Genomic DNA, 22,489 nt, shown 5'->3' with positions numbered 1-22,489 from the left:
ACGATGAGACGTGAAGTGGCATTTATGGATTTCGGGCTTGTCGATTATAAGGAGGCTTGGGATAAGCAGAGCGAACTGTTTAGCCTTCTACTTAGTCGGAAGATTAATTCTACGGAAGATGCTAATGGGTACTTTGTGCTTTGTGAGCATCCTCATGTTTATACGCTTGGTAAAAGTGGCGCTGCTGCTAACTTGCTCATATCAAACGACTTTCTTAAAAGAATTGGGGCTACCTATCATAAGATTGATAGAGGTGGGGATATAACCTACCATGGACCTGGCCAGATTGTTGGCTACCCAATTATCGACCTCGAAAAGTTTGGTGTTTCGTTAAAGGGTTATATCCACAAAATAGAGGAAATGGTCATTCGAACTGTTGCCGAATATGGGATTATGGGTGAGCGGCTTGATGGGGCTACGGGGGTTTGGCTCGACACTAAAATTCCTGGTAAAGCTCGCAAGATTTGTGCTATTGGAGTAAAGGCAAGTCGTTTTATAACAATGCATGGTTTTGCGCTCAATGTTAATACTAATCTCGACTATTTTAGCTACATAAACCCTTGTGGTTTTGTTGATAAAGGAGTAACTTCTATAGGAAGAGAGTTGGGGAAGATTGTGGATTTTGATGAGGTGAAAAAGGTCATCGCTAAAAAATTCGAAGAGGTTTTTGGTGCAGATTTGTATAATAGTGCGGAGGTGAGGTAGATGGTAAAATCGTGGGTTTTAAAAGAACAAGGCAATCCTGAAGTTGTTGCTGAATTGGCAGCCTCTTTGGGTATTGATTCTGTTTTGGCCAATCTGCTTGTTCAACGCGGGGTAACCAGTTTTGATGATGCAAAAGCCTTCTTCCGTCCATCTTTAAGCGATTTGCATGACCCGTTCTTGCTTACCGACATGGATAAAGCAGTGGAGAGACTTCATGCTGCAATGGCAAACAATGAAAAGATACTCGTTTATGGCGATTACGATGTGGATGGAACAACTGCCGTTGCTCTCATGTACTCGTTTCTTCGCGAAAGGTATTCTAATGTATCGTACTATATCCCCGATAGGTATAGTGAAGGGTATGGAGTCTCTTTTAAAAGTATAGAGTACGCTGCTCAAAATGGATACACCCTTTTTATTACACTTGACTGTGGTATAAAAGCTGTGGAAAAGGTTGCTCATGCTAAAACTTTGGGTATCGATTTTGTTATATGCGATCACCATTTTCCGAGCGATATAATTCCTGATGCAGTTGCTGTTCTTGATCCAAAACGTACGGATTGCACGTACCCATTTAATGATTTATCTGGTTGCGGCGTTGGCTTTAAGTTGCTTCAGGCTTACTGCCAGAGGTATGATATCCCGTTTTCGGAGTTAGAAGGATTGCTCGATCTTGTTGCTGTGAGCATAGCCTCTGATATTGTTCCTGTTATTGGAGAAAATAGGGTGCTTGCCTATTTCGGATTAAAAAGGTTGAACGAGAACCCTCGTTATGGGCTCAAATCAATCATTAAGCTTTCGGGGCTCGACCATCATAGCATTGCTATTGACGATATTGTATTTAAGATAGGTCCCCGAATTAATGCAGCAGGACGAATGGAGTCGGGTAAAACGGCTGTAGACCTGCTTACTGCATCCAACGAGGAAGTTGCAAAAGAGATGGCTAATATCATCAACGAGTGCAATAACGACCGCAAGAATGTGGATAGGACTATTACGCTTGATGCCTTTAAGTTCATAGAAACCAATCCGGAGTTTGCAAATCGAAAAAGCACGGTGCTCTTTAACCCTACATGGCACAAGGGCGTTGTTGGGATTGTTGCATCGCGTCTTATTGAAACCTATTACAGGCCAACCGTGGTGCTTACGCTTTCGAGTAATGGTTTTGCAACTGGATCTGCTCGAAGTGTGCCTGGTTTTGACCTTTACCAAGCTGTAGAGACATGTTCTGACCTGCTTGAGAATTTTGGAGGGCATATGTATGCGGCAGGCTTAACGCTCAAGGTTGAAAATGTGGAAAAATTTTCGAAGCGCTTTGAGGAGGTGGTTTGCTCGATGATAAAACCAGAAATGCTTGTTCCCCAAATTGAAATAGATTCGAGGTTGAACTTGGATGAGATATCTCCTAAATTTTATAGGATACTTAAACAGTTTCAACCTTTTGGCCCTGGTAATATGTCGCCAGTATTCCTTACGGAGGAAGTGTACGATAATGGTGATGGAAGGAAAGTAGGCAATGGAGCAGAGCATCTTAAACTCGATCTGATACAAGAGAATAACCCGTATAAGCCTATAGGTGCAATTGGATTTGGATTGGCGGATCATTACAACAATATCAAAAATGGTATGGCCTTTAAGGTTTGCTATGCCGTTGTTGAAAACCATTTTAGAGGAGTTTCTACCATTCAGCTTAGGCTTAAAGATATAAAGATGCAGAATGAGCCATTTTAGATTGTTATAAGTCTAGAGTGGCCTGCAGCTTGATTTCTGTTTTTCTGTTGCCGCTAATTTTGTCAATCCCTTCTCCAATACTTGTTGTTGACGATGAGTAGAACGTTTCAGCCAGCTTTAACCAAAGGTTAAGCTTGTTTCTGAGTTTGGCTCTTACCATTAGGTACGCTCTATTTCCTGCCTGATAAAAAGCAGAGGATGCATACATGCCTGGGAGATCGTTTTCGTAGCAGTAAAGGGCAACATCCCAACTAGGAGCATCGAAGGCTGCAAAACGGGTGTATAAGCGGAAGGGGACTTTACTGAATTCGAATTGAAAATCGGCATAGGCTAGGTATCCTAGTTTTGATCTTTGAGATTCAGTGGAGTAGCTGCTGATGGCTCCACTTAGTCCAATCTCTAGTTTCTTGTCGGGTATGTACCGTAGTTTTGCATCTCCTTTGTAGCTGTTCACACGTTCTGTTAGCGTATAGCTACCATTAGGCTGCCTAACATCCATCTCCTTTGTTTTGTACCTTAGCCTGATCCTGCTTTCTATAAGAGGCGTAATTGCACCGGAGGCACTTATGCCTGCTTCTGTGCCATCAGATGGCTTGCTTGTTCGATATTTTGGTGCACTTGCCTGAAACATGTCTACATATCCTAGAACTGAGTACTTATATTTGGGGGATATCTTAATCCCTAGGTAAAGTCCCTCTTCGTTACTTGCGTTAGAGTTTTCCCCAAAGGCGTTGTTCGATTTTATGGAAAACGCTTTGGGGTATTTCCGGTATGATGCGGTTAGAAAGGCTTGATAGCTAAGCTTGATAGTTGCACCTGCAAACATTGAAATGTTTTTGTCCTGATCGATTGCAACCTCTCCGAATGCGGTGTGCTTCTTCCATTTTCCATAGAAGTCGATGCTTGATCCTTGCTCGCATTCCTTTAGTGATTTAGTGCTAGTCTCTTTTGAAAAGAAGTTCATGCAGATGTTGCTCTGCTTGTATGTGTATGATATTTTGGAGGCAAACATGCGTTGCTGTATCGAGGATCGGTCTTGTATTTCGCTCGATGTGCGGTGTAGCCCGCTAGGCAGGATTACGATTCCTAAGGAGTCGGACGTAGATGGATGCCCATCTATCCATCTGTTAGATGCTGCAACTGCTAACGAGATTGGCTTATAGTTGATCTCCGTTGCAATACCTCGGTAGAAGTTTATTTCGTCAAATGATTTGAAGGCGCTAAGATTCGGTTTTTTTCTTAGTAGGGTAGGATCGCTGCTTTTGCTGGTTGAAAAGCCTGACCAGGATAGAAGTCCTTGCCCTAAGTTGATGCGGTAGTCGCCAACAATTAGCTTGCCGATATGCTTTGTTGGCTCAACTGCCATTACGCTTCCTCCAAAGCTGTCGAAGCCACCTTTGCTTATTGTTGCACGCTCCCCTGCATCCTTTTCGGAGTGAATGTTGATGAAGATGCTTTTACCTAATGAGATATTGCTTGCAAATGCGTATTGAGGTTTACTGCCCAAGAAGCGATTGCTGGAAGTATCATTAAATCCTTTTGAGTTTTGGGTTATGAGTGTACTTCTAGCCATGAAATTAGAGCGAATCTTCTTTAAATCGGCTAGCGATATGTGCTTTTTGGTGGGTATAGTTGTAGTGATGAATGGGGCTATTAGGGTTGTTAGTTCAGCATCGAATCCAGGAACATATTGCAGCTCGTTCAGCGATTTAACATCACCATTTGCTGCAATGTATTCCGCCAAACTTTCTATTTGAAAGTCGGATAGTAATAAGAGCTTCTCTAGATTTTCATCTGTTGGAATGTTGATACAAACAGGGTTTGCTCTAAGAGCCTCGAAGTGGTTGGATAATTCTTCGACATCCGTAGGTAATTCTGCGTTTACGTTTAGCAGATATTCTACCATTTGCTTTATGGGATCGTGGCTGCTATTCTGTCCTTGAGCGGTTAGGATCGTAATGGTTGAGAGAAAGATTAAGTAAAAGAACCTTCTCATTCGTGTTTATTTTTATTTAGATTTTTTGTTGAACCATATAGTGGTTGAGGCTTGAGGTGAGTAGCCTAGTGTTTGATGTTTGGATATTGCTATGTCGAATGATAGAATGTTTGCTGTGTAGCCCAATCCTACACTTAGCATATTGGGTGAAGAGCGGAATCCTACACGTGCACAGAGACCTTTGTACATGCTCCATTCAAAACCGGTGTGGAATGCGGCTTTTTGTTCGAGTGGTTTATTTATGTCCGAGAATACGGTAAATCCCCAAGATGATAGGTAAGATACGCCAAAGGCTAGAGAGGATGGTAGCGTTTCTTTTACTTCTTTTCCAATTCTTTCGTGCGTGGGATTTTTTATATGGATTCCAACCGTAACGCTTTTGGACAGCTGTGCGTTAACGCCAAATTCGCCGGTGAAAGCCGCGACCGATCCATATCCATCGGCAACCTGAATGTAGTTGTAGCAAACTTTACCTCCAACGCTTATATTCTTCCATATGTTTTTGCCGACAATAAGTGCAGCATTGCCTTGGTTGTATGAGGTTATCCCGAAGCGAGACAGGAATATGCCTGCATTTAGGTGTTTTGAGGCGTAAGAAAAACCAATGCTTGATCGATTTAGCTCCTTGATAAGGTAGGAGTTCTCGTAGTAAACTCCTGCTGCATATTGGTTTGCCTGATAGGCTATGTTGGCGGGGTTGTTAAGCGACGACCAGAAGTCGGTTAGGGTAACATAGGTAGACCCAAGTGCCGTAGCACGGCTTCCGAAGGGGCTTGCATCGGCAAGTATTTGTCCTTGGGTTGCGGTTGGTAATGCTAAAGGAATGGCTACCGAAAAAATCAGCAAGTGAATCTTCGATATGCCATCCCTTATATTCATTTCGGTTTAGTTGGTCTTATACTCGTACTTTACTTTTGCAAGTTCAATGTTTGCAGAACTTATTTTCTTTGCTAAATCTGCCTTGAAAGCTTTAATTTTTTCAAAAATAGCAGGTTCTCCTGTGCCTATGATTTGCGCAGCAAGAATACCTGCATTTTTAGCGCCATCAAGAGCAACAGTGGCAACTGGAATTCCTGCTGGCATTTGAAGGATTGAAAGGATTGAGTCCCAGCCATCAATAGAGATTGAAGATCTACAAGGGACTCCAATTACAGGAAGTGGAGTAAGGGCTGCAACTACACCTGGAAGGTGTGCTGCACCTCCTGCTCCGGCAATAATAACCTTAATGCCTCGGGTATGGGCGTTTTTTGCAAAATCAAGTACCATTTCGGGTACACGGTGTGCTGATAGGGCGTTGATTTCGAACGGAATTTGCATTTCGTTCAAGAATTTTGCGGCTTCTTCCATAATCTTAAGGTCGGAAGTGCTCCCCATGATAATGCTTACTTTTGGTTGCATAAAGCGCTCAAGCTTTTAAGTTGAAATTAAACAATTATTCTTACTTTCGCAAGATACTTAAAATTTCTACTCCCTTTATGGAACGTATCAAACTTCATGATAAAGTTTTTGAAGTTTCAATCCCCTCGGATCGAATTCAAGATGCTGTAAAAAAAGTTGCAGATCAAATCAATAGTGAGTATACTGATGCTGATCTCCCCGTTTTCTTAAGTGTACTTAACGGGTCGTTTATGTTTACGGCAGACCTTATTAAGAACATCAACTTTCAGTGCGAAATATCCTTTACAAAGCTGGCTTCCTACCAAGGGACTTCGACTTCGGGAAAGGTTAACGAACTTATTGGGCTTACAAAAAGTTTAAAGGACAGGGTTGTGATTATTGTAGAGGACATCATCGACACTGGAACTACTCTTGAGAAACTGCTTGAAGTTGTTGGAGAACAGCAGCCAAAGGAGATTAAGATTGCAACTTTCCTGTTTAAGCCCGAAGCATATACAAAAGATTTGAAGATTGACTATGTTGGGATGGAAATTCCTAACGACTTTATTGTAGGATATGGCTTAGACTATCAAGAGCTTGGTCGTAACTACAAGAGCATTTACACCTTGGTAGAGTAGTCATATTAAAGTTCACTTTTTAATCATGCTAAATATTGTCCTATTTGGAGCACCTGGTGCCGGTAAGGGTACGCAGGCGAATCTGCTTGCAAAAGAGTTTGGGTTGATGCACTTGTCGACAGGAGACATGCTCCGTGAGGAGATCGCCAAGGGCACAGAGCTTGGGATGCGAGCAAAAAGCATCGAGGCGGGTAACTTTGCACCCGACGAGGTGGTGATTACGCTGCTTGAGAAAGCGGTTCAGGAGAATAAGCATGGTAATGGCTTTGTTCTTGATGGGTTTCCTCGTAACATTGCGCAGGTTGGTGTGCTCGATTCTATTCTTGCATCGGTAGGCTCGTCGGTTACCTTGATGGTTTCGCTTGATGTTGCCGAGGATGAGCTGGCACAGCGTCTGCTTAAGCGGGGAGAAGAGGCTCATCGCCCTGACGATAGTAACATCGATATTATAAGAAAGCGTATTCGAATCTACCACGAGCGAACTGAGGCCGTAATGGGGCTCTATAAAAATGCCGGTAAGTACTATGAGGTGGACGGTGTTGGAACCCTCGACGAGATCCTTAACCGCATTAAGGAGCAGGTTGCCGTGGCTACCTCTAACTTAAAGGTTTAATCGCTAAGTTTATTATTCGTACCTTTGCCACTTAGTTCCCGAAAAAATAGCACATGCAATCTAACTTTGTAGATTACGTAAAAGTCTTTTTGCGCTCTGGTAACGGTGGCGCTGGTTCCTCGCACTTTCGTCGCGAGAAGTTTGTTGAGTTTGGTGGACCCGATGGCGGCGATGGCGGCGTTGGGGGTAGCATCATTCTTCGTGGTAGCCATCAGCACTGGACGCTTATCCACCTAAAATACCGTAAGCATATACACGCCGATAATGGTGAGTGCGGCCATGGCCAGCGCCGAAGCGGCAAGTCTGGCGAAGACGTTATTCTTGAGGTTCCGCTTGGAACCATTGCCAAGGATGCCGAAACCGGCGAGGTGCTTCTCGAGGTAACCGAAGATGGCGAAGAGAAGGTGATTGCTCCCGGTGGAATCGGAGGCTTGGGCAACTGGCACTTTAAGACGGCAACCAACCAGGCGCCTCGCTATGCGCAGCCCGGTATGCCGGGTGTTGAAGGCTGGTTTATCCTAGAGCTTAAGATACTTGCCGATGTAGGGCTTGTTGGATTTCCGAACGCCGGAAAGTCGACCTTGCTTTCGGCCATATCTGCCGCAAAGCCAAAAATTGCCGACTACGCCTTTACCACTCTGGAACCTAACATCGGTATCGTAGAGCATCGCGACGGCAAGTCGTTTGTGATGGCCGATATTCCTGGTATCATCGAGGGTGCACACGAGGGGCGTGGGCTTGGACTGCGCTTCCTTCGCCATATTGAGCGTAACTCGATGCTCCTCTTTATGATTCCTGCCGACAGCAAGAATATCCACGAGGAGTATAACGTGCTGGTTAACGAGCTGAAGATGTACAATCCGGAGCTGCTCGACAAGAAGCGTATCCTGGCCATCACCAAGTCGGATATGCTCGACGAGGAACTGATGGCGGAGATCGAACAGGATTTACCCGGTATCCCTCATGTATTTATTAGTTCGGTGGTGGGGTACCACATGCAGGAACTGAAGGATATGATCTGGAAACAACTTAACAACGAATAGACTATGGGCTGGCTTTTAGGGGTTGATACGCAGATTCTCTACTTTATTAATGGGCTGCACTGCCCTTTTCTGGATGCGGTAATGTGGCAGCTGTCGAAGCCGTTGGTTTCGCTACCTGTGTACGCCTACTTCATCTACCTACTATATAAGGGTGAAGGGAAAAATTTGTGGCGCCCCCTACTGGCTATTGCGCTGGTCGTTCTGCTCGCCGATAGAATTTCGGTGGAGTGTTTTAAGGATGTGGTTTGTCGGCTTCGGCCAAGCCACACTCCGGGAGTAATGGAAAATCTTCACTACCACATAAAGCCTAATGGCGATGCCTACCATGGTGGGCTGTACGGATTCGTATCGTCGCATGCAGCCAACACCTTTGGCGTGGCTGTCTTTATTGCTCTTTATGCAAGGCGTAAGGCTGTTACCGCTATCGCCCTATCGTGGGCTGTCGTAGTATCTATTAGCCGAATTTACCTTGGGGTTCATTTCCCTACCGATATACTAGCAGGTGGAGCCCTCGGTGCTTTAATTGGGTGGCTGTGCTACTATGGCTACCAGCGCTTGGCTAGAAAGTACGGCTGGGGGAACTCTGCGAAGTAGCTCACGGGGGCGTCGGATACGTTGTATAGCCCCTCTGGATACGTCCAACGACGCATCGACCCGGTTCCGAACCCCAATGGATCGCCTCCGAACCACCCCGGATACGTTGCATAACGCCTTCGGATACGTCCCGGACCACTCTGGATACGTCCAACGACGCATCGACCCGGTTCCGAACCCCAACGGATCGTCTCCGAACCACCCCGGATACGTTGCATAACGCCTTCGGATACGTCCCGAACCACTCTGGATACGTTATATAACCACCCCGGATACGTTGCATAAGCCCTCTGTATACGTCCAACGACGCGTCGACCCGGTTCCGAACCCGATCGACCACCTCAGAATCCCTGCCTCCTTCACGAGCATTCTTGTTCAACCATTAAAGCATCCTTTATGCTACTTCCAGCTTAGGGCAGACTATTTAACGAATAGCTATTGGGGGTTTCTGGTATTTAACGCGGAAAGCTTCCCTCGTTTAGCGCGGTTTTCATAATTTGTTGCCGATTGTTGGGGCTGCTTGTTGGGGTAGAGGGCAATGAATCTACCAAAAATGGCTTCGAAATGAAGGACGTTTGCTTCTACTTTCAGGTTCATCAGCCGTTTCGGCTAAGGCGCTTCCGCTTTTTTGACATTGGTAAAGGGGTGGGCTACTTTGACGATTCGGCCAACCGAAGCATCATGAATAAGGTTGCGGAGAAATGCTACCTGCCCGCCAATAGCTTACTCCTAAAGCTGATTAAGCGGTACGATGGTGAGCTTAAGGTTGCCTTTTCGATTTCGGGGACAGCCCTCGAACAATTTGAGCAGTACTCGCCACGGGTGCTCGACTCGTTCAGGGAGCTTGTCGAAACGGGTTGCGTTGAGCTGCTGTCCGAAACCTACTACCATACGCTTTCCTCGATTGTTGGCACTGCCGATTTTGAGCATCAGGTAGGCAAGCATCAGAAAAAAATAACAGCCCTTTTTGGGGTTACTCCTGCGGTATTTCGCAACACCGAGTTCTTGTACTCCGATCGAATTGGAGCGCGGGTAGGCGCGATGGGCTTTAGGACAATCCTTACCGAAGGCGCCGAAAAGGTGCTGGGTACACGGAGCCCCAACGTTCTCTACGCGCATCCCAACGACCCTTCGCTAACGCTTCTTCTGCGCAACTACAGGCGTAGCGACGATATCGCCTTCCGCTTCTCCAATAAGGGTTGGGAGGAATGGCCCCTTACCGTCGAAAAGTACGTGGCGTGGCTAAACCGAACTCCCCAAACCGACGAGGTGATCAACCTATTTATGGATTACGAGACTTTTGGCGAGCACCAGTGGGCTTCTACCGGCATCTTCGATTTCTTGGGGATGCTGCCTGATGCAATACTAAAAACCAACCAACTGAGGTTTGCAGCTCCATCGGAGGTGGCCACGCGCCGAACGCCGATAGGTGCGCTAAGCGTGCCATCGAACCTTTCGTGGGCCGATACGGAGCGCGATCTGTCGGCATGGTTGGGCAATGGAATGCAGGATGACGCCTTTGATAAGGTGTACGCCCTCTCCAAGAAGGTAAACCTGCTAAACGACGAGGCGATACGTAGCGTTTGGGGAAAGCTGCAGTCGAGCGACCACTTCTACTACATGTGCGTTAAACAGCACTCCGACGGCGAGGTGCACCGCTACTTCAACCACTTCGGCTCGCCCTTCGAGGCGTACATTACCTATATGAATGTGCTAACCGACTTCGAAGCGCGTGTTGATAGAGCACTAAACGAGCAACGGCAGCGTATGCCAATGCCCGAGGTTACACCGCCTGGCAGCAAAGGCTCCACAAGTCAGGCCAGCGATCCTACTTTATATCTGGAATAAAATTAGCGCGGTACACGATGAGCACGACTAACGACATTATACCTTCCTACCTTTTTGAAGTATCGTGGGAGGTGTGCAACAAGATAGGGGGAATTCATACGGTTATCTCGACCAAAGCCCTTCAGCTATCAGAAAAGCTGCCCGATAGGCATATCTGCATTGGCCCCGACCTGTTTAAGGATATAGGCGGAACCTCCGAATTTATCGAGGATAAGGAGATGTTTAAAGGTTGGCGCGAGCGGCTGCACCACGAGGGGCTTCGTTTCCGAGTCGGGCGGTGGAATATTCCCGGTAACCCAATCGCATTTTTGGTGGATACATCGTCCTACGTAGAGAAGAAGGATGAGCTCTTTAAGTGGTACTGGGAGCAGTACAACCTCGACTCGCTAACCGGTCAGTGGGACTATATTGAGCCCGCTATTTTTGGATTTACCGTAGGGCGTGTTATCGAAAGCTTCTACCACTATATGCTAACCGGCGATAGCCGGGTGGTGGCCCATTTCCACGAGTGGATGACCGGCTCGGGGCTTTTGTACCTAAAGGCCCAGCTGCCCGTAGTGTCAACCGTGTTTACAACCCATGCTACCGTGTTGGGGCGTTGCCTAGCGGGTACAAATATGCCTCTTTACGATGGAATGCTTAGCGTGAACCCCGATCTGGCGGCAAAGGATAATAACGTGCAGGCAAAGCATTCGCTCGAAAAGATTGCCGCGATGGAGGCCGATATCTTTACCACCGTAAGCGGCATAACGGCCCGAGAGTGCTCCCACTTTCTGAATCAAACGGTGGATATGGTCACCCCCAACGGCTTCGACCTATCCATTGTTCCCGACCGCGAGGAGCTAAAGCTTATGCGGATAGAGGCTCGGGTGGCAATGCTCGAAGCTGCAGAGGCGCTCTTGGCCTACCCCGTTTCTCCCGATTGTATGCTTGTAGGAACATCCGGGCGGTACGAGTTTAAGAATAAGGGGCTCGACGTGCTTATCGAATCGCTTGGACGTTTAAATAAGGACGAGCGCTTGACGCGCGAGGTTTTGGCGTTCCTGTTTATTCCGGCCAACCAGCATGGTCCTCGCCGAGATCTGGTTCGCAACCTTCACGATAGGAATCTTACCGATGCGGCAGCTCTTCACGATCCATTCCTTACCCATTACTTGGCAGATGCCGATGTCGATCCCATAATGGGCAAGATTCGACAGGCTGGCCTTACCAATAAGAAAACGGACAAGGTGAAGGTGTTTTTTGTACCAAGCTACCTAAATGGCAACGATGGCATCTTCAATAAGCGGTACTACGATTTGCTGGTGGGGCTTGATGTGAGCGTATTTGCATCGTACTACGAGCCTTGGGGCTACACGCCGCAGGAAAGCCTCGCCTTTTATGTCCCAACGGTAACCACAAGCCTTGCCGGTTTTGGAAGGTGGATGGATGCCCACCGGTTCCCCAACAGTTCGCTTGTGGTAATTCCACGAACCGATGGTAATGCCCCAGAGGTTGTTGCCGGTATAGAATCTACCATTCTCGATCTTTCTAAGGTTGGTGTGGAAGAGTATGAAAAGCTGCGTAGGGATGCGAATACGCTGGCAACCAAAACGCAGTGGAGCTCGTTTGTGAAGTTCTACTTGCGGGCCTATTCGCAGGCCGTAAGCAAGTCGTTTGGTAGGGCCAATAGGCTTGTCGGAATGGATAAGAGCGATCTACTTTCGTTTGTCGATAAAGCGCAGGAGCTGAGTAGGCCTAGGTGGAATAAGGTGTTCGTTCAGAAGAATATTCCAGATAGAATTAAGCCGCTTGAGGAGATATCGCGAAACTACTGGTGGTCGTGGAATCAGGAAGCACTGGAGCTTTTCGAGATGGTTGATCCTGCTCTTTGGGTGTCGTGCAACAAGAACCCGTTAGATTTTCTTAACAAGCTCAGCTACCTGAGGTATCGGTCGCTGGAGTGCGATAACCGCTTCTTAAAACGGCTCGATGAGGTTTATGGACATTTTAGAGCCTACATGGATAAGAAGGCGGAGGGGGCCTACAAGATAGCCTACTTTAGCATGGAGTATGGAATTGATCGTTCGCTCAAAATCTATTCGGGAGGTTTAGGTGTACTTGCCGGCGACTATCTAAAGGAGGCTAGCGATCAGAATGCGGGCATTGTTGCGGTTGGCTTACTCTATCGAAACGGCTATTTCTCGCAGCAGCTATCGTCTTCGGGGCAGCAAATATCGCTGGTAGACTATCAGGACTACTCCAAGCTGGCCATAACGCAGGTGAAAGATTGCGAGGGGTGTCCGCTTGCCATCTCAGTGCCGTTGCCTGGGCGTAGGCTTTTTGCTCGGGTATGGCGGGTTGATGTTGGCCGCACGGAGCTCTACCTTCTCGATGCTGACTACGAGGCAAATCTTCCCGAAGATAGGGCAATTACCTATCAGCTTTATGGTGGCGATTGGGAAAACAGGCTGAAACAGGAGATACTACTCGGAATAGGAGGAATGCGTGCACTTAGGCGCATGTGCATAACCCCCGATGTTTTCCACTGCAACGAGGGGCACGCCGCATTCATTGGAATAGAAAGAATGCTCTATCTTATAGAGGAAGAAAAGCTATCCTATGCAGAAGCTATAGAGGTTGTTCGGTCGTCATCGATATTTACAACGCACACACCCGTTCCTGCTGGGCACGATGCATTCCCCGAAGAGATGCTCGCTCCATATCTGAGCTTTTTACCCGCACGGTTAAAGATATCGTGGGAGCAGCTGATTCGTCTTGGGGGACTAAAGCCCAACAGCCCCGCAGATAAGTTTTCGATGAGCATGCTTGCTGCCAATCTCTCGCAGGAGATTAACGGTGTGAGCATGCTGCATGGCGATGTGAGCAGGCATATCTTTAAACGGTTATACAACGGCTACATGTCCTCTGAATTGCACATAGGCTATGTTACCAATGGGGTACACTTCCCAACATGGGCATCGACAGAGATCGTACAGCTAATAGAAAACGAAGAAATGCCTAGTGCAGCAGAAGCAATAGGAACGCCTGCATGGAAGGACAGGATAGAGGTTATAGACGATAAGCAACTATGGCATACCAAATGCGGGTTGCGCTCTAAGCTCATGGGTGTTGTTAGAGATCGGTTGTTTAACCCCGCCTATTCGTCGTATGGCGATCCTAAGCAGACGCTTCGTATTGGTGAAATCGTGCGCGATGATGTGCTGACAATAGGCTTTGCCCGTCGTTTTGCAACCTATAAACGAGCAGCGCTGCTCTTTAGGGATCTGAAGAGAATAGAGGAAATCCTGAATAATCCTGAGCGTCCGGTGCAGCTGCTGTTTGCAGGAAAGGCGCATCCAAACGATGGGCCAGGCCAGTCCTTAATCAAGTATATAGTTGAAATATCGAAGCGCCCAGAATTTGAGGGTAAGGTGGTTTTCCTTCAGAACTACGACATGGAACTTGCCCGCAGCATGGTTCAGGGTGTTGATGTTTGGCTGAACAACCCAGCTCGTCCGATGGAAGCATCGGGTACAAGCGGACAAAAGGCGGTACTAAATGGTACGCTCCATTTTAGCGTTCTCGATGGATGGTGGGTTGAAGGATACCAGAAGAATGCGGGTTGGGCCTTAGCCCAAGAGCAGTACTACCAGAACGAGGAGTACCAAGATCAGTTTGACGCTGAAAGTATCTACTCTATTATTGAGGATGAGATTGTGCCGGCATACTACGATCGGGATAAGGATGGAGTGCCCCATAGGTGGGTAGAGTACATGAAGAACTCCCTGAAGGATGTAGCCCCTCAGTTTACCACCAAGCGTATGCTATTCGACTATCAGAAGAAGTACTACAAGTGGCTTACCAAACGTTCGAAAGAGATTGCGTTGAACGATTATGAGATGGCGCGCGAATACGCGGATTGGAAACGGAAGATGCTTCGGAATTGGTCTAGTATCAGCATCCTTTCTGTATCGCAGTTTCAGAAAGAGAAGGAAGAAATCGTAGTTGGCAAAAAGTACTTTTCGTACGTCAAGTTCGATTTAAAAGAGCTGTCAACCGACGATATTGGCGTAGAGATGGTTGTCGCAAAACCTCTTGATGGCGATGAGGTAGAAGTAATGCTTAAGAAGGAGTACGAACTTGTAGAAGCAGAAGGCTCTATTGCCACCTACAGGGTCGAAATAATTCCAATTAATCCTGGTATATACGAGGTTGGAGTTAGGATGTTTGCAAAGAGCAAGCTTATGCCCAATCGGCAAGACTTCTGTCTAGCCCGATGGTTGTAGGAGATAAATCAAAAAAGGAGGCATTAGCCTCCTTTTTTGATTTACTGCTTATTTCTTCTTTTGCTTATCTACTTCGTTCTTCATCTCCTGATCGTTGGGTAGAGGCGATTCCCCGTAAACTTCGGCTTCGAGGTAGTATTTGGGAGTTTCTCCGTATCCTCCCAGCTCTTTTCTGTTTTTCACGAGTAGGTACATGCCCCCGTTATTGGCGGCCTTCTTTTTGGCCATTACCTCTGCGCTTTTCTTTGCGCTGGCTGCCGAGGTAACGCTACTTGCCGATTTTCCAATAACGACAGCTCTAAGGTGCATGCCGTCGACATCGGCCGGATTGTCGGTTATAATAATAGAGCGCCAGTCGGTGCTGGATACGCTAACAAAAACAGGCTTATTGTACTGCTCTACCTTTCCCGATGCGTAAACAATTCTTTGAACAACCTTTCGCTGGATAGACTTTTCGATGTTGGCAGAGTCGGGTTGGGTGTAGAATATTTTGGTAGAAGATACGCTGGTGACGTTAGCGACTACCGTGTCGCGCATAAGGGTAAAAATGGTATCCTGTGCTACCTTAACTTGTAGCGTTTGAGCCTGCGCCTGTCCGCTGAAGGCGTAGGTGCTAGCAAAAAAACATACTAGGTATCCGAATCTTTTTAGCGTGCTAATCATTTTCATTGGCAGTTACCGAAGGCGTAAGCCTTCACAAAGGGTTAGACATCTATAAAAAACGATTATTTGTCGTTTCAAAAGTATAAATAATTAGCAACATACGTAATTGTGCGCTTGCAATTCTTGCTGTTTAGGGATATGTAATACGTTGTATGCTCGGCTATTCTTGCTGCAAAAGAGTTTTTTAGAAGACTAGAGTACTAACAGCCTGCATTAGCGATATTTAGTACAAATAGAATTGGCGCCCTTAGTAATTCCAAAAAATGATGTAAAATTGCACCGGGGAAAATGGCTATTTATTCAAGTATTTAAAATGAAGAAATTTCTTGTTCTGATTTACCTAGTTCTGTACATAGCATTGTCCTGTGCGCTATTTATTCCGGTAGTTCCTCTGTGGCTGGTTTGCCTGCTATGCAACAAAGAGATAGCCTGGCTTAACTCCTACCGTTTTTGGTGGGGACGCTTATACTTTAATATTAGCCCGGGATGGATCGTACAGACAGAGGGAATGGAGAACATCGATACAAGAAAACCCTACATTATTATATCGAACCACCAATCTGCACTTGATATACCCTTCTCGGCCTTCATTCGTACCCAGTTTAACTGGGTGTCGAAGTTTGAGGTGCTGTACATTCCTATTATTGGCTGGCTGATGTGGATGTGCCGCGACATTCCTATTAAGCGCGGGCAGTCGCGAAGCGCAAGAATGATGATTCATCAGGTTGCCAATAAGGTGGCACATCGCAGGTCGGTGCTGCTCTACCCCGAAGGAACCCGCTCTAGCGATGGGCAGGTGAAGCGATTTAAAGAAGGAGCTTTTGTGGTGGCAAAAGCAAATAAGATAGGTATACTTCCCGTGGTAATCGACGGAACATTTGATGCTATGCCCAAAGGAAAGTTTGGGTTTAAGCTGAAGCAGGTTTTTAGGATGAGGGTTTTGCCAGAGTTTACCTACCAGCAGATGGAAAATCTTTCGCCTCGCGAGATTGCCCAGCAACTCGAAAATGTCATCCGTAAGGAGCACATGCTTATGGCCCCAGATAAGTACCGCAAGTAGAAACCTTTTACCGCTAAATAATTCCTTTCTATGCCTTTGCTCAGATTTAAATCGGTTGACCAGCAGAAACTGATCAAGATTAGCACTGATCTGGTTGACGATCTTGTAGAAATTGTTGGTTCGCCCCGTGATTACTTTAGCCTGGAGCACGTTGATGCGACCTTTATTATGGACGGTGCTGTTGTTAAAACAAATCCGCTTGTTGAGGTTGCCTGGTTTGCCCGTACCCAAGAGGTGCAGGACAAGGTGGCCCAGTGCATTACCAAGCACCTAATTGGCGCTGGCTACCTGTCGGTAGACGTTTACTTTGTAAAACTAAAGCGCGAACGCTACTACGAAAACGGAGAGCATTTTTAACAGCTGCGTTAATTCATTAAGGGCTTGCCATGTTATCGCTAGCGGTGATGCGGCAGGCCTTTTGCGTGTTTGCCGTTTGGCTTGGACCAAATTGTTCAAATTGTTCGGTTTAAGGCCATCGGTTAATAACTTGTTGATAATTTGTAGGAACGAGCATTTCGATTTTCTTATATCTTTGCATTAAGCAACCTATATAGCCAATATGACTGCAATCTATTCTGAAGATAGTATTCAGACACTCGACTGGAAAGAGCACATTCGTCGACGTCCAGGTATGTACATCGGTAAGCTGGGTGATGGTTCATCGCCCGACGATGGCATATACATCCTGCTAAAGGAGGTTCTTGACAACTCGATTGACGAGTTTGCCATGGGCTTTGGTAAACGCATTTCCATCAAGATAGAGGATAAGACGGTTACCGTTCGCGACTACGGTCGTGGTATTCCGCTCGGGAAACTGGCCGATGTGGCCTCGAAGATGAATACTGGTGCGAAGTACGACTCGAAGGCCTTCGTTAAGTCGGTAGGTTTGAACGGTGTCGGTATCAAGGCGGTAAATGCGCTCTCCATCAGCTTTAGGATTCAGGCTTTCCGCGAGGGGCAGTATCGCGAAATCCTTTTCTCGAAAGGGGAGATCGTAAGTGATAGCGGTATCGTAGCCGACGAGGAAAACCGTTCGAACGGCACGCAGGTGAGCTACCTAGCAGACGAGTCGGTGTTCGGGAAGTACGCCTTCAACCTCGACTTTGTTGAGGCGATGGTAAAGAACTACATCTACCTGAATACCGGTCTTACCTTAGAGTTGAACGGTACGCCTCACGTTTCTAAGAACGGATTGCTCGATTTGCTCAACGATAACATTTCAGATGAGCCTTTATATGCGCCAATTCACCTAAAGGGCGAAGACCTCGAGCTGGCCATTACCCACGGCACTTCGTACGGCGAGGATTACTACACCTTCGTAAACGGCCAGAATACTACGCAAGGTGGAACACACCTGATTGCCTTTAAGGAGGCGTACGTTAAAACCATCCGCGAGTTCTACAAGAAAGATTTTGATGCTGCCGACATCCGTAACTCGCTTGTTGCGGCCATCAGCATAAGGGTGATTGAACCCGTGTTTGAGTCGCAAACCAAGACAAAGCTGGGCTCTAAGGATATTGGTCCTGATGGTCCTTCGGTGCGCAACTTTATCGTCGACTTCGTAAAGGAGAAGCTAGACAACTACCTGCATAAGAATCCTGAAGCCGCCGATGCGCTGCAAAAGAAGATTCTGGAATCGGAAAAGGACCGTAAGGCTATTTCGGGTATTCAGAAGCTGGCTAAGGAGCGTGCCAAGAAGGCCAACCTTCACAACCGTAAGCTGCGCGATTGCCGTCTGCATAATGGGGATAAGGATCCCCGTTCGGAGAACAGCACGCTGTTTATCACCGAGGGTGATTCGGCGAGCGGTTCCATCACCAAAAGCCGTGATGTGAATACGCAGGCCGTGTTTAGCCTTAAGGGTAAGCCGCTTAACTCGTATGGGCTTACCAAAAAGATTGTTTACGAGAACGAGGAGTTCAACCTGCTTCAGGCTGCGCTGAATATCGAAGAAGATATAGATAACGTTCGCTACAACAAGGTGGTTATCGCTACCGATGCCGATGTCGACGGTATGCACATTCGCCTGCTGCTTATCACCTTCTTCCTGCAGTTCTTCCCCGACCTTATTCGTCGCGGGCATCTTTTTATACTTCAAACGCCGCTCTTCCGCGTGCGCAACAAGAAGCAAACCTTCTACTGCTACAGCGAGGAGGAGCGCCTTTCTGCAATAGAAAAGGTTGGGGCTAATCCCGAGATCACCCGATTTAAAGGTCTTGGTGAAATTTCGCCCGATGAGTTCCGCAACTTCATTGGCGAGGATATCCGCCTCGATCCGGTTCGCCTAACCAAGGAGGATTCGGTGCACGACCTGCTCCAGTTCTATATGGGTAAGAATACGCCCGAGCGTCAGGATTTCATCATCGAAAACCTCCGTGTTGAGGAGGATATTGTTGAAGATATCGAGAAGATGGAGCGAATGGGTGAGGTGCTCGAGGAGATTGAGCTGCTAGCTGAGGGCATTGAAGAGATTAAGGAGCGCCAGAGCGTGCTCGAATAGCAAATAGGTAGAAACTATCAAAGAATAGCCAAATAAATGAGCGAAGAGCTTGACGACCGCATAGAACTAGAGGGCGATACCGTAAAGGCCTCTAGTGCTGAGGAAAAGGCCCACTACCAAAAGCTGATGGGCGAAACCAAGAAGTACCGGCTGTCGGGGATGTATAAGGACTGGTTTCTCGACTACGCCTCGTACGTTATTCTGGAGCGTGCCGTGCCGCACATCGAGGATGGCCTAAAACCGGTACAGCGCCGCATAATGCACGCCATGAAGAAGATGGATGATGGCCGCTACAACAAGGTGGCAAATATCATCGGCTACACCATGCAGTACCACCCGCACGGTGATGCCTCCATTGGCGATGCGCTGGTGCAGCTCGGACAAAAGGATTTGCTGGTTGACTGTCAGGGTAACTGGGGTAACATCCTAACAGGAGATAGCTCGGCAGCACCTCGTTACATCGAGGCGCGCCTTTCGAAGTTTGCTGGCGACGTTGTATTTAATCCCAAAACTACCGAGTGGATGGCCTCGTACGACGGCCGTAACCAGGAGCCCGTAACGCTTCCCGTAAAGTTTCCGCTGCTATTGGCTCAGGGCGTTGAGGGTATTGCGGTAGGCTTGGCTTCCAAGATACTTCCCCACAACTTTATTGAACTGATAGATGCATCTATCGCACATCTTCGCGGCGAGGATTTTGAACTGTACCCCGACTTCCCTACCGCTGGAATGGTAGACGTGCTGCGCTACAACGATGGCTTACGCGGTGGTGCCGTTAAGGTTCGCGCCAAGATAAACAAGCTCGACAAGAAGACGCTGGTGATCACCGAAATCCCATTTGGGAAGACCACCTCTTCGGTCATCGAATCGATCATTAAGGCCAACGATAAGGGTAAAATCAAGATAAAGAAGGTTGACGACAACACGGCGCGCGATGTAGAGATTGTGATCCATTTGGCCAACGACGTTAGCCCCGACATCACCATAGATGCGCTGTACGCGTTTACCGATTGCGAAGTATCCATCTCGCCAAATGCCTGCGTTATCATCGACAAGCGCCCGCACTTTATTGGGGTGAAGGAGATGCTGCGCCGATCTACCGACCGTACGAAGGAGCTATTGCGCATGGAGCTCGACATCCGCCTGCGCGAGCTGGAGGAGGGGTGGCACATGTCGTCGCTCGAAAAGATATTTATCGAGAACCGCATCTACAACTCCATCGAGGAGTGCGAGACATGGGAGGCGGTAATCGAAACCATCGACCGTGGGCTCGATCCGTTTAAGCCAATGCTTAGGCGCGAGGTTACCACCGACGATATCGTTAAGCTTACAGAGATCAAGATTAAGCGCATCTCGAAGTTCGACACCAAGAAGGCCGACGAGTACATCCGTGGGCTGGAGGTGGAAATGGATGAGGTGAAGAACCATTTGGCGCATCTAATCGAGTACACCATCGCCTACTTCGAGAATATCCGTAAGAAGTACGGTAAGGGACGCGAGCGTAAGACCGAGATCCGCAGCTTCGACGTGATACAGGCAACCCAGGTGGTGGTGGCCAACGAGAAGCTGTACGTTAACCGCAAGGAGGGCTTCTTTGGCACCAACCTCAAGAAAGAGGAGTACGTGTGCGATTGTTCGGATATCGACGACGTAATCGTGTTCCTGCGCGATGGAAAGTACATCATCACCAAGGTAACCGACAAGGGCTTTGTGGGCAAGGATATCATCCACATCGCCGTATTCAAGAAGAACGACAGCCGTACCATCTACAACATTGTTTACAGGGATGGAAAGAACGGCCCGATATACATGAAGCGCTGCGCCATTACGGGCATCACTCGCGACAAGGAGTACGATATGACCAAGGGAACTGCAGGGTCGAGCATCCTCTACATGAGCGCCAACCCCAACGGCGAGGCCGAGGTGCTAAAGGTGTACTTCAAGCCACGCCCAAGGCTCAAGAAGCTTATCGTAGACCTCGACTTCTCGGAGCTGGCCATTAAGGGGCGCTCGTCGATGGGTAACATCTTTACCCGCTACGCCATCCATAAGGTGGTGCTCAAGGAGAAGGGCGTGTCGACGCTTGGTGGGCAGAATATCTGGTTTGACGACACCATTCGCCGTCTGAATGCTGAGGGAAGGGGCACGCATCTGGGCGAGTTCCTCTCCAACGATAGGATTCTGGTGGTTGCCAAGAACGGCACCTACTACACCACCTCGTACGAGCTAACCAACCGCTACGAGGATGAAATTCTCCGAATTGAGAAGTTCGATCCCGAAAAGGTATTCTCCATAACCTACTACGACGGCGAGCAGAAGTTCTTCTACGTGAAGCGCTGCTCGTTGGAGGCCAGCGACCGCCCATCGGAGCTGGTAGGCGAGCATAAGGCATCGTACATAGTGGAGGTGAACGACGACGACTATCCTCAGCTGGAGGTTACCTTTGGCGGAGCTAACGCCAGCCGTCCAGCCGAGCACATCGACGTGGATGAGTTCATCGGCGTGAAGAGCTCCAAGGCCAAGGGCAAGCGCGTATCCACCTACGAGGTTGGCAAGCTGGAGTTCATCGAACCGCTGGATAAGGCTCCCGAACCCGAAGAGGAGGAGCTGGAGGAGGGCGAAGATGGGCCAATCGACCTATCGGTAGATCCCGAGGACTACAGCAACGCCAAGCAGATGGATTTGGGGTTGTAGCCTGTAGAAGTAGATCTTTATCTTTTACCATAAGCCTAACAGAACTTTGAAGCTGTTAGGCTTTTTCTTATTCGTTTAGCACTATTTTAAAAGAGCCAACTAGCACCCTAACAAAAGCCCGCGAGCTTTCATTTAAGAGCTCGCCAGCTCTCGATTAAAAGCTCGCCAGCTTTTGCTCAAGAGCTCGCGGGCTTGTGATTAAGAGCTCGCGAGCTTTTTGAGATATGGTCTTTGGTCAAAGAAAAAAGCCCGATTTACAGAGGTAAGTCAGGCTTTTATGTTAGGTAAGGTTGGTCTACTATTCGTCGGCATCATCAGGTTGTCCGGCCACCTTTTTATACTCTAGGTTGTTGAGGATGGCCTTAAGGTCTTTGCCTGGACGAAAGTTAATCTTAGAGCTCTTGATGTGGCTGCTGTTGAATTTTTCCATGGTATCGGTGCCTACACTCGATATGGATAGCTGCAGCGATCCAAAATCACCAAGTCGAACAATACGACCTTCTGAAATTTCGCGGTTCATAACCTGAGTTAGTACATCCAGAACGTTGTAAACATCACCAGAGTTGAGCGACGACTTGCTGGCGATCTCCTTAGCAAGCGTCTTAAAGGTAATCTCACCGGTAGACTTGTTTTGCGCGTAGTACTTTTTGGGTTCCTCTGGTTTTGCAGGGTTTCCCTTCTCGATGAGTACGTACTGTACTGCCATAATAATTAGGTTTAAAAGGTTAGAATATGGTTAATTAGCGGAGAGAACTCCGCTTG

16 protein-coding genes and 1 pseudogene are annotated in these 22,489 nt (G+C 47.6%); 12 read left to right on the top strand and 5 right to left on the bottom strand.

The features are described 5' to 3' along the window. Positions 1 to 3 precede the first annotated feature (3 nt). Positions 4 to 705: a lipoyl(octanoyl) transferase LipB gene (lipB, locus tag CLV25_RS02405; protein WP_207895571.1), complete on the top strand. Its 702-nt coding sequence runs from the start codon at positions 4 to 6 to the stop codon at positions 703 to 705. After that, the gene (gene recJ, locus CLV25_RS02400) at positions 706 to 2,436 is read left to right on the top strand and encodes a single-stranded-DNA-specific exonuclease RecJ (protein WP_131838037.1); all 1,731 of its coding nucleotides are present in this window, start codon (positions 706 to 708) and stop codon (positions 2,434 to 2,436) included. A gap of 4 nt (positions 2,437 to 2,440) precedes the next feature. Here recJ and CLV25_RS02395 read toward each other — a convergent pair whose 3' ends face one another. From CLV25_RS02395 to purE, 3 genes are read right to left on the bottom strand one after another with little or no spacing between them, the layout of a single operon-like run. Continuing rightward, positions 2,441 to 4,432 (bottom strand): hypothetical protein, encoded by a 1,992-nt coding sequence (locus tag CLV25_RS02395; RefSeq protein WP_131838036.1) that lies wholly within the window; start codon positions 4,430 to 4,432, stop codon positions 2,441 to 2,443. 12 nt (positions 4,433 to 4,444) lie between these two features. Next, entirely contained in the window at positions 4,445 to 5,311 is an 867-nt protein-coding gene (locus CLV25_RS02390) for a PorV/PorQ family protein (RefSeq protein WP_131838035.1), read from the bottom strand. A 6-nt stretch (positions 5,312 to 5,317) separates the two neighbouring features. Further along, a complete protein-coding gene (gene purE, locus CLV25_RS02385) occupies positions 5,318 to 5,830 on the bottom strand; it encodes a 5-(carboxyamino)imidazole ribonucleotide mutase (protein ID WP_131838034.1) in 513 nt (170 codons plus the stop codon). A gap of 77 nt (positions 5,831 to 5,907) precedes the next feature. Here purE and hpt point away from each other — a divergent pair, with 77 nt between their 5' ends. The 6 genes from hpt (at position 5,908) to glgP (ending at position 14,813) form a co-directional block, all read left to right on the top strand. Continuing rightward, on the top strand, positions 5,908 to 6,447 hold the full coding sequence (hpt, locus tag CLV25_RS02380; protein WP_131838033.1) for a hypoxanthine phosphoribosyltransferase: 540 nt from the start codon (positions 5,908 to 5,910) through the stop codon (positions 6,445 to 6,447). A 25-nt stretch (positions 6,448 to 6,472) separates the two neighbouring features. Further along, entirely contained in the window at positions 6,473 to 7,060 is a 588-nt protein-coding gene (locus tag CLV25_RS02375; RefSeq protein ID WP_131838032.1) for an adenylate kinase, read from the top strand. A gap of 53 nt (positions 7,061 to 7,113) precedes the next feature. Next, entirely contained in the window at positions 7,114 to 8,103 is a 990-nt protein-coding gene (gene obgE / locus CLV25_RS02370; protein ID WP_131838031.1) for a GTPase ObgE, read from the top strand. Between the two features lie 3 nt (positions 8,104 to 8,106). Then, entirely contained in the window at positions 8,107 to 8,697 is a 591-nt protein-coding gene (locus CLV25_RS02365; protein WP_131838030.1) for a phosphatase PAP2 family protein, read from the top strand. Between the two features lie 564 nt (positions 8,698 to 9,261). Then, complete coding sequence (locus tag CLV25_RS02360; RefSeq protein ID WP_131838029.1) at positions 9,262 to 10,545, top strand: glycoside hydrolase family 57 protein; 1,284 nt, start codon at positions 9,262 to 9,264, stop codon at positions 10,543 to 10,545. 17 nt (positions 10,546 to 10,562) lie between these two features. Then, positions 10,563 to 14,813, top strand: coding sequence for an alpha-glucan family phosphorylase (glgP, locus tag CLV25_RS02355; protein ID WP_131838028.1), 4,251 nt, complete (start codon positions 10,563 to 10,565; stop codon positions 14,811 to 14,813). 48 nt (positions 14,814 to 14,861) lie between these two features. Here the strand turns inward: glgP and CLV25_RS02350 are convergent, their stop codons facing one another. Continuing rightward, on the bottom strand, positions 14,862 to 15,476 hold the full coding sequence (locus CLV25_RS02350; protein ID WP_131838027.1) for a hypothetical protein: 615 nt from the start codon (positions 15,474 to 15,476) through the stop codon (positions 14,862 to 14,864). Positions 15,477 to 15,789: 313 nt separating this feature from the next. Between CLV25_RS02350 and CLV25_RS02345 the strand changes: the two genes are divergently transcribed. The 4 genes and pseudogenes from CLV25_RS02345 to CLV25_RS02330 all read left to right on the top strand — a co-directional run bounded on the left by CLV25_RS02345 (position 15,790) and on the right by CLV25_RS02330 (position 21,727). Then, a complete protein-coding gene (locus tag CLV25_RS02345; RefSeq protein ID WP_131838026.1) occupies positions 15,790 to 16,536 on the top strand; it encodes a lysophospholipid acyltransferase family protein in 747 nt (248 codons plus the stop codon). 30 nt (positions 16,537 to 16,566) lie between these two features. Further along, positions 16,567 to 16,893, top strand: coding sequence for a DUF1904 family protein (locus CLV25_RS02340; protein ID WP_131838025.1), 327 nt, complete (start codon positions 16,567 to 16,569; stop codon positions 16,891 to 16,893). A 202-nt stretch (positions 16,894 to 17,095) separates the two neighbouring features. Beyond that, positions 17,096 to 18,925, top strand: a pseudogene (locus CLV25_RS02335) (DNA topoisomerase IV subunit B); the annotation flags it as partial. Between the two features lie 147 nt (positions 18,926 to 19,072). Beyond that, entirely contained in the window at positions 19,073 to 21,727 is a 2,655-nt protein-coding gene (locus CLV25_RS02330; RefSeq protein WP_131838023.1) for a DNA gyrase/topoisomerase IV subunit A, read from the top strand. A gap of 298 nt (positions 21,728 to 22,025) precedes the next feature. Here the strand turns inward: CLV25_RS02330 and CLV25_RS02325 are convergent, their stop codons facing one another. Then, complete coding sequence (locus CLV25_RS02325) at positions 22,026 to 22,433, bottom strand: HU family DNA-binding protein (protein WP_131838022.1); 408 nt, start codon at positions 22,431 to 22,433, stop codon at positions 22,026 to 22,028. Positions 22,434 to 22,489: the final 56 nt, after the last annotated feature.

The sequence above is a fragment of the Acetobacteroides hydrogenigenes genome (assembly GCF_004340205.1).
GTDB classification, from domain to species: Bacteria; Bacteroidota; Bacteroidia; order Bacteroidales; family ZOR0009; genus Acetobacteroides; species Acetobacteroides hydrogenigenes.
Note: the sequence above shows the minus strand (reverse complement) of the source record. Positions and strands in the feature narration are given on the sequence as shown.

Coding starts and splice junctions, on each gene's coding strand:
- lipB (WP_207895571.1), top strand. CDS start 4: ATGAGACGTGAAGTGGCATTTATGGATTTCGGGCTTGTCGATTATAAG.
- recJ (WP_131838037.1), top strand. CDS start 706: ATGGTAAAATCGTGGGTTTTAAAAGAACAAGGCAATCCTGAAGTTGTT.
- CLV25_RS02395 (WP_131838036.1), bottom strand. CDS start 4,432: ATGAGAAGGTTCTTTTACTTAATCTTTCTCTCAACCATTACGATCCTA.
- CLV25_RS02390 (WP_131838035.1), bottom strand. CDS start 5,311: ATGAATATAAGGGATGGCATATCGAAGATTCACTTGCTGATTTTTTCG.
- purE (WP_131838034.1), bottom strand. CDS start 5,830: ATGCAACCAAAAGTAAGCATTATCATGGGGAGCACTTCCGACCTTAAG.
- hpt (WP_131838033.1), top strand. CDS start 5,908: ATGGAACGTATCAAACTTCATGATAAAGTTTTTGAAGTTTCAATCCCC.
- CLV25_RS02375 (WP_131838032.1), top strand. CDS start 6,473: ATGCTAAATATTGTCCTATTTGGAGCACCTGGTGCCGGTAAGGGTACG.
- obgE (WP_131838031.1), top strand. CDS start 7,114: ATGCAATCTAACTTTGTAGATTACGTAAAAGTCTTTTTGCGCTCTGGT.
- CLV25_RS02365 (WP_131838030.1), top strand. CDS start 8,107: ATGGGCTGGCTTTTAGGGGTTGATACGCAGATTCTCTACTTTATTAAT.
- CLV25_RS02360 (WP_131838029.1), top strand. CDS start 9,262: ATGAAGGACGTTTGCTTCTACTTTCAGGTTCATCAGCCGTTTCGGCTA.
- glgP (WP_131838028.1), top strand. CDS start 10,563: ATGAGCACGACTAACGACATTATACCTTCCTACCTTTTTGAAGTATCG.
- CLV25_RS02350 (WP_131838027.1), bottom strand. CDS start 15,476: ATGATTAGCACGCTAAAAAGATTCGGATACCTAGTATGTTTTTTTGCT.
- CLV25_RS02345 (WP_131838026.1), top strand. CDS start 15,790: ATGAAGAAATTTCTTGTTCTGATTTACCTAGTTCTGTACATAGCATTG.
- CLV25_RS02340 (WP_131838025.1), top strand. CDS start 16,567: ATGCCTTTGCTCAGATTTAAATCGGTTGACCAGCAGAAACTGATCAAG.
- CLV25_RS02330 (WP_131838023.1), top strand. CDS start 19,073: ATGAGCGAAGAGCTTGACGACCGCATAGAACTAGAGGGCGATACCGTA.
- CLV25_RS02325 (WP_131838022.1), bottom strand. CDS start 22,433: ATGGCAGTACAGTACGTACTCATCGAGAAGGGAAACCCTGCAAAACCA.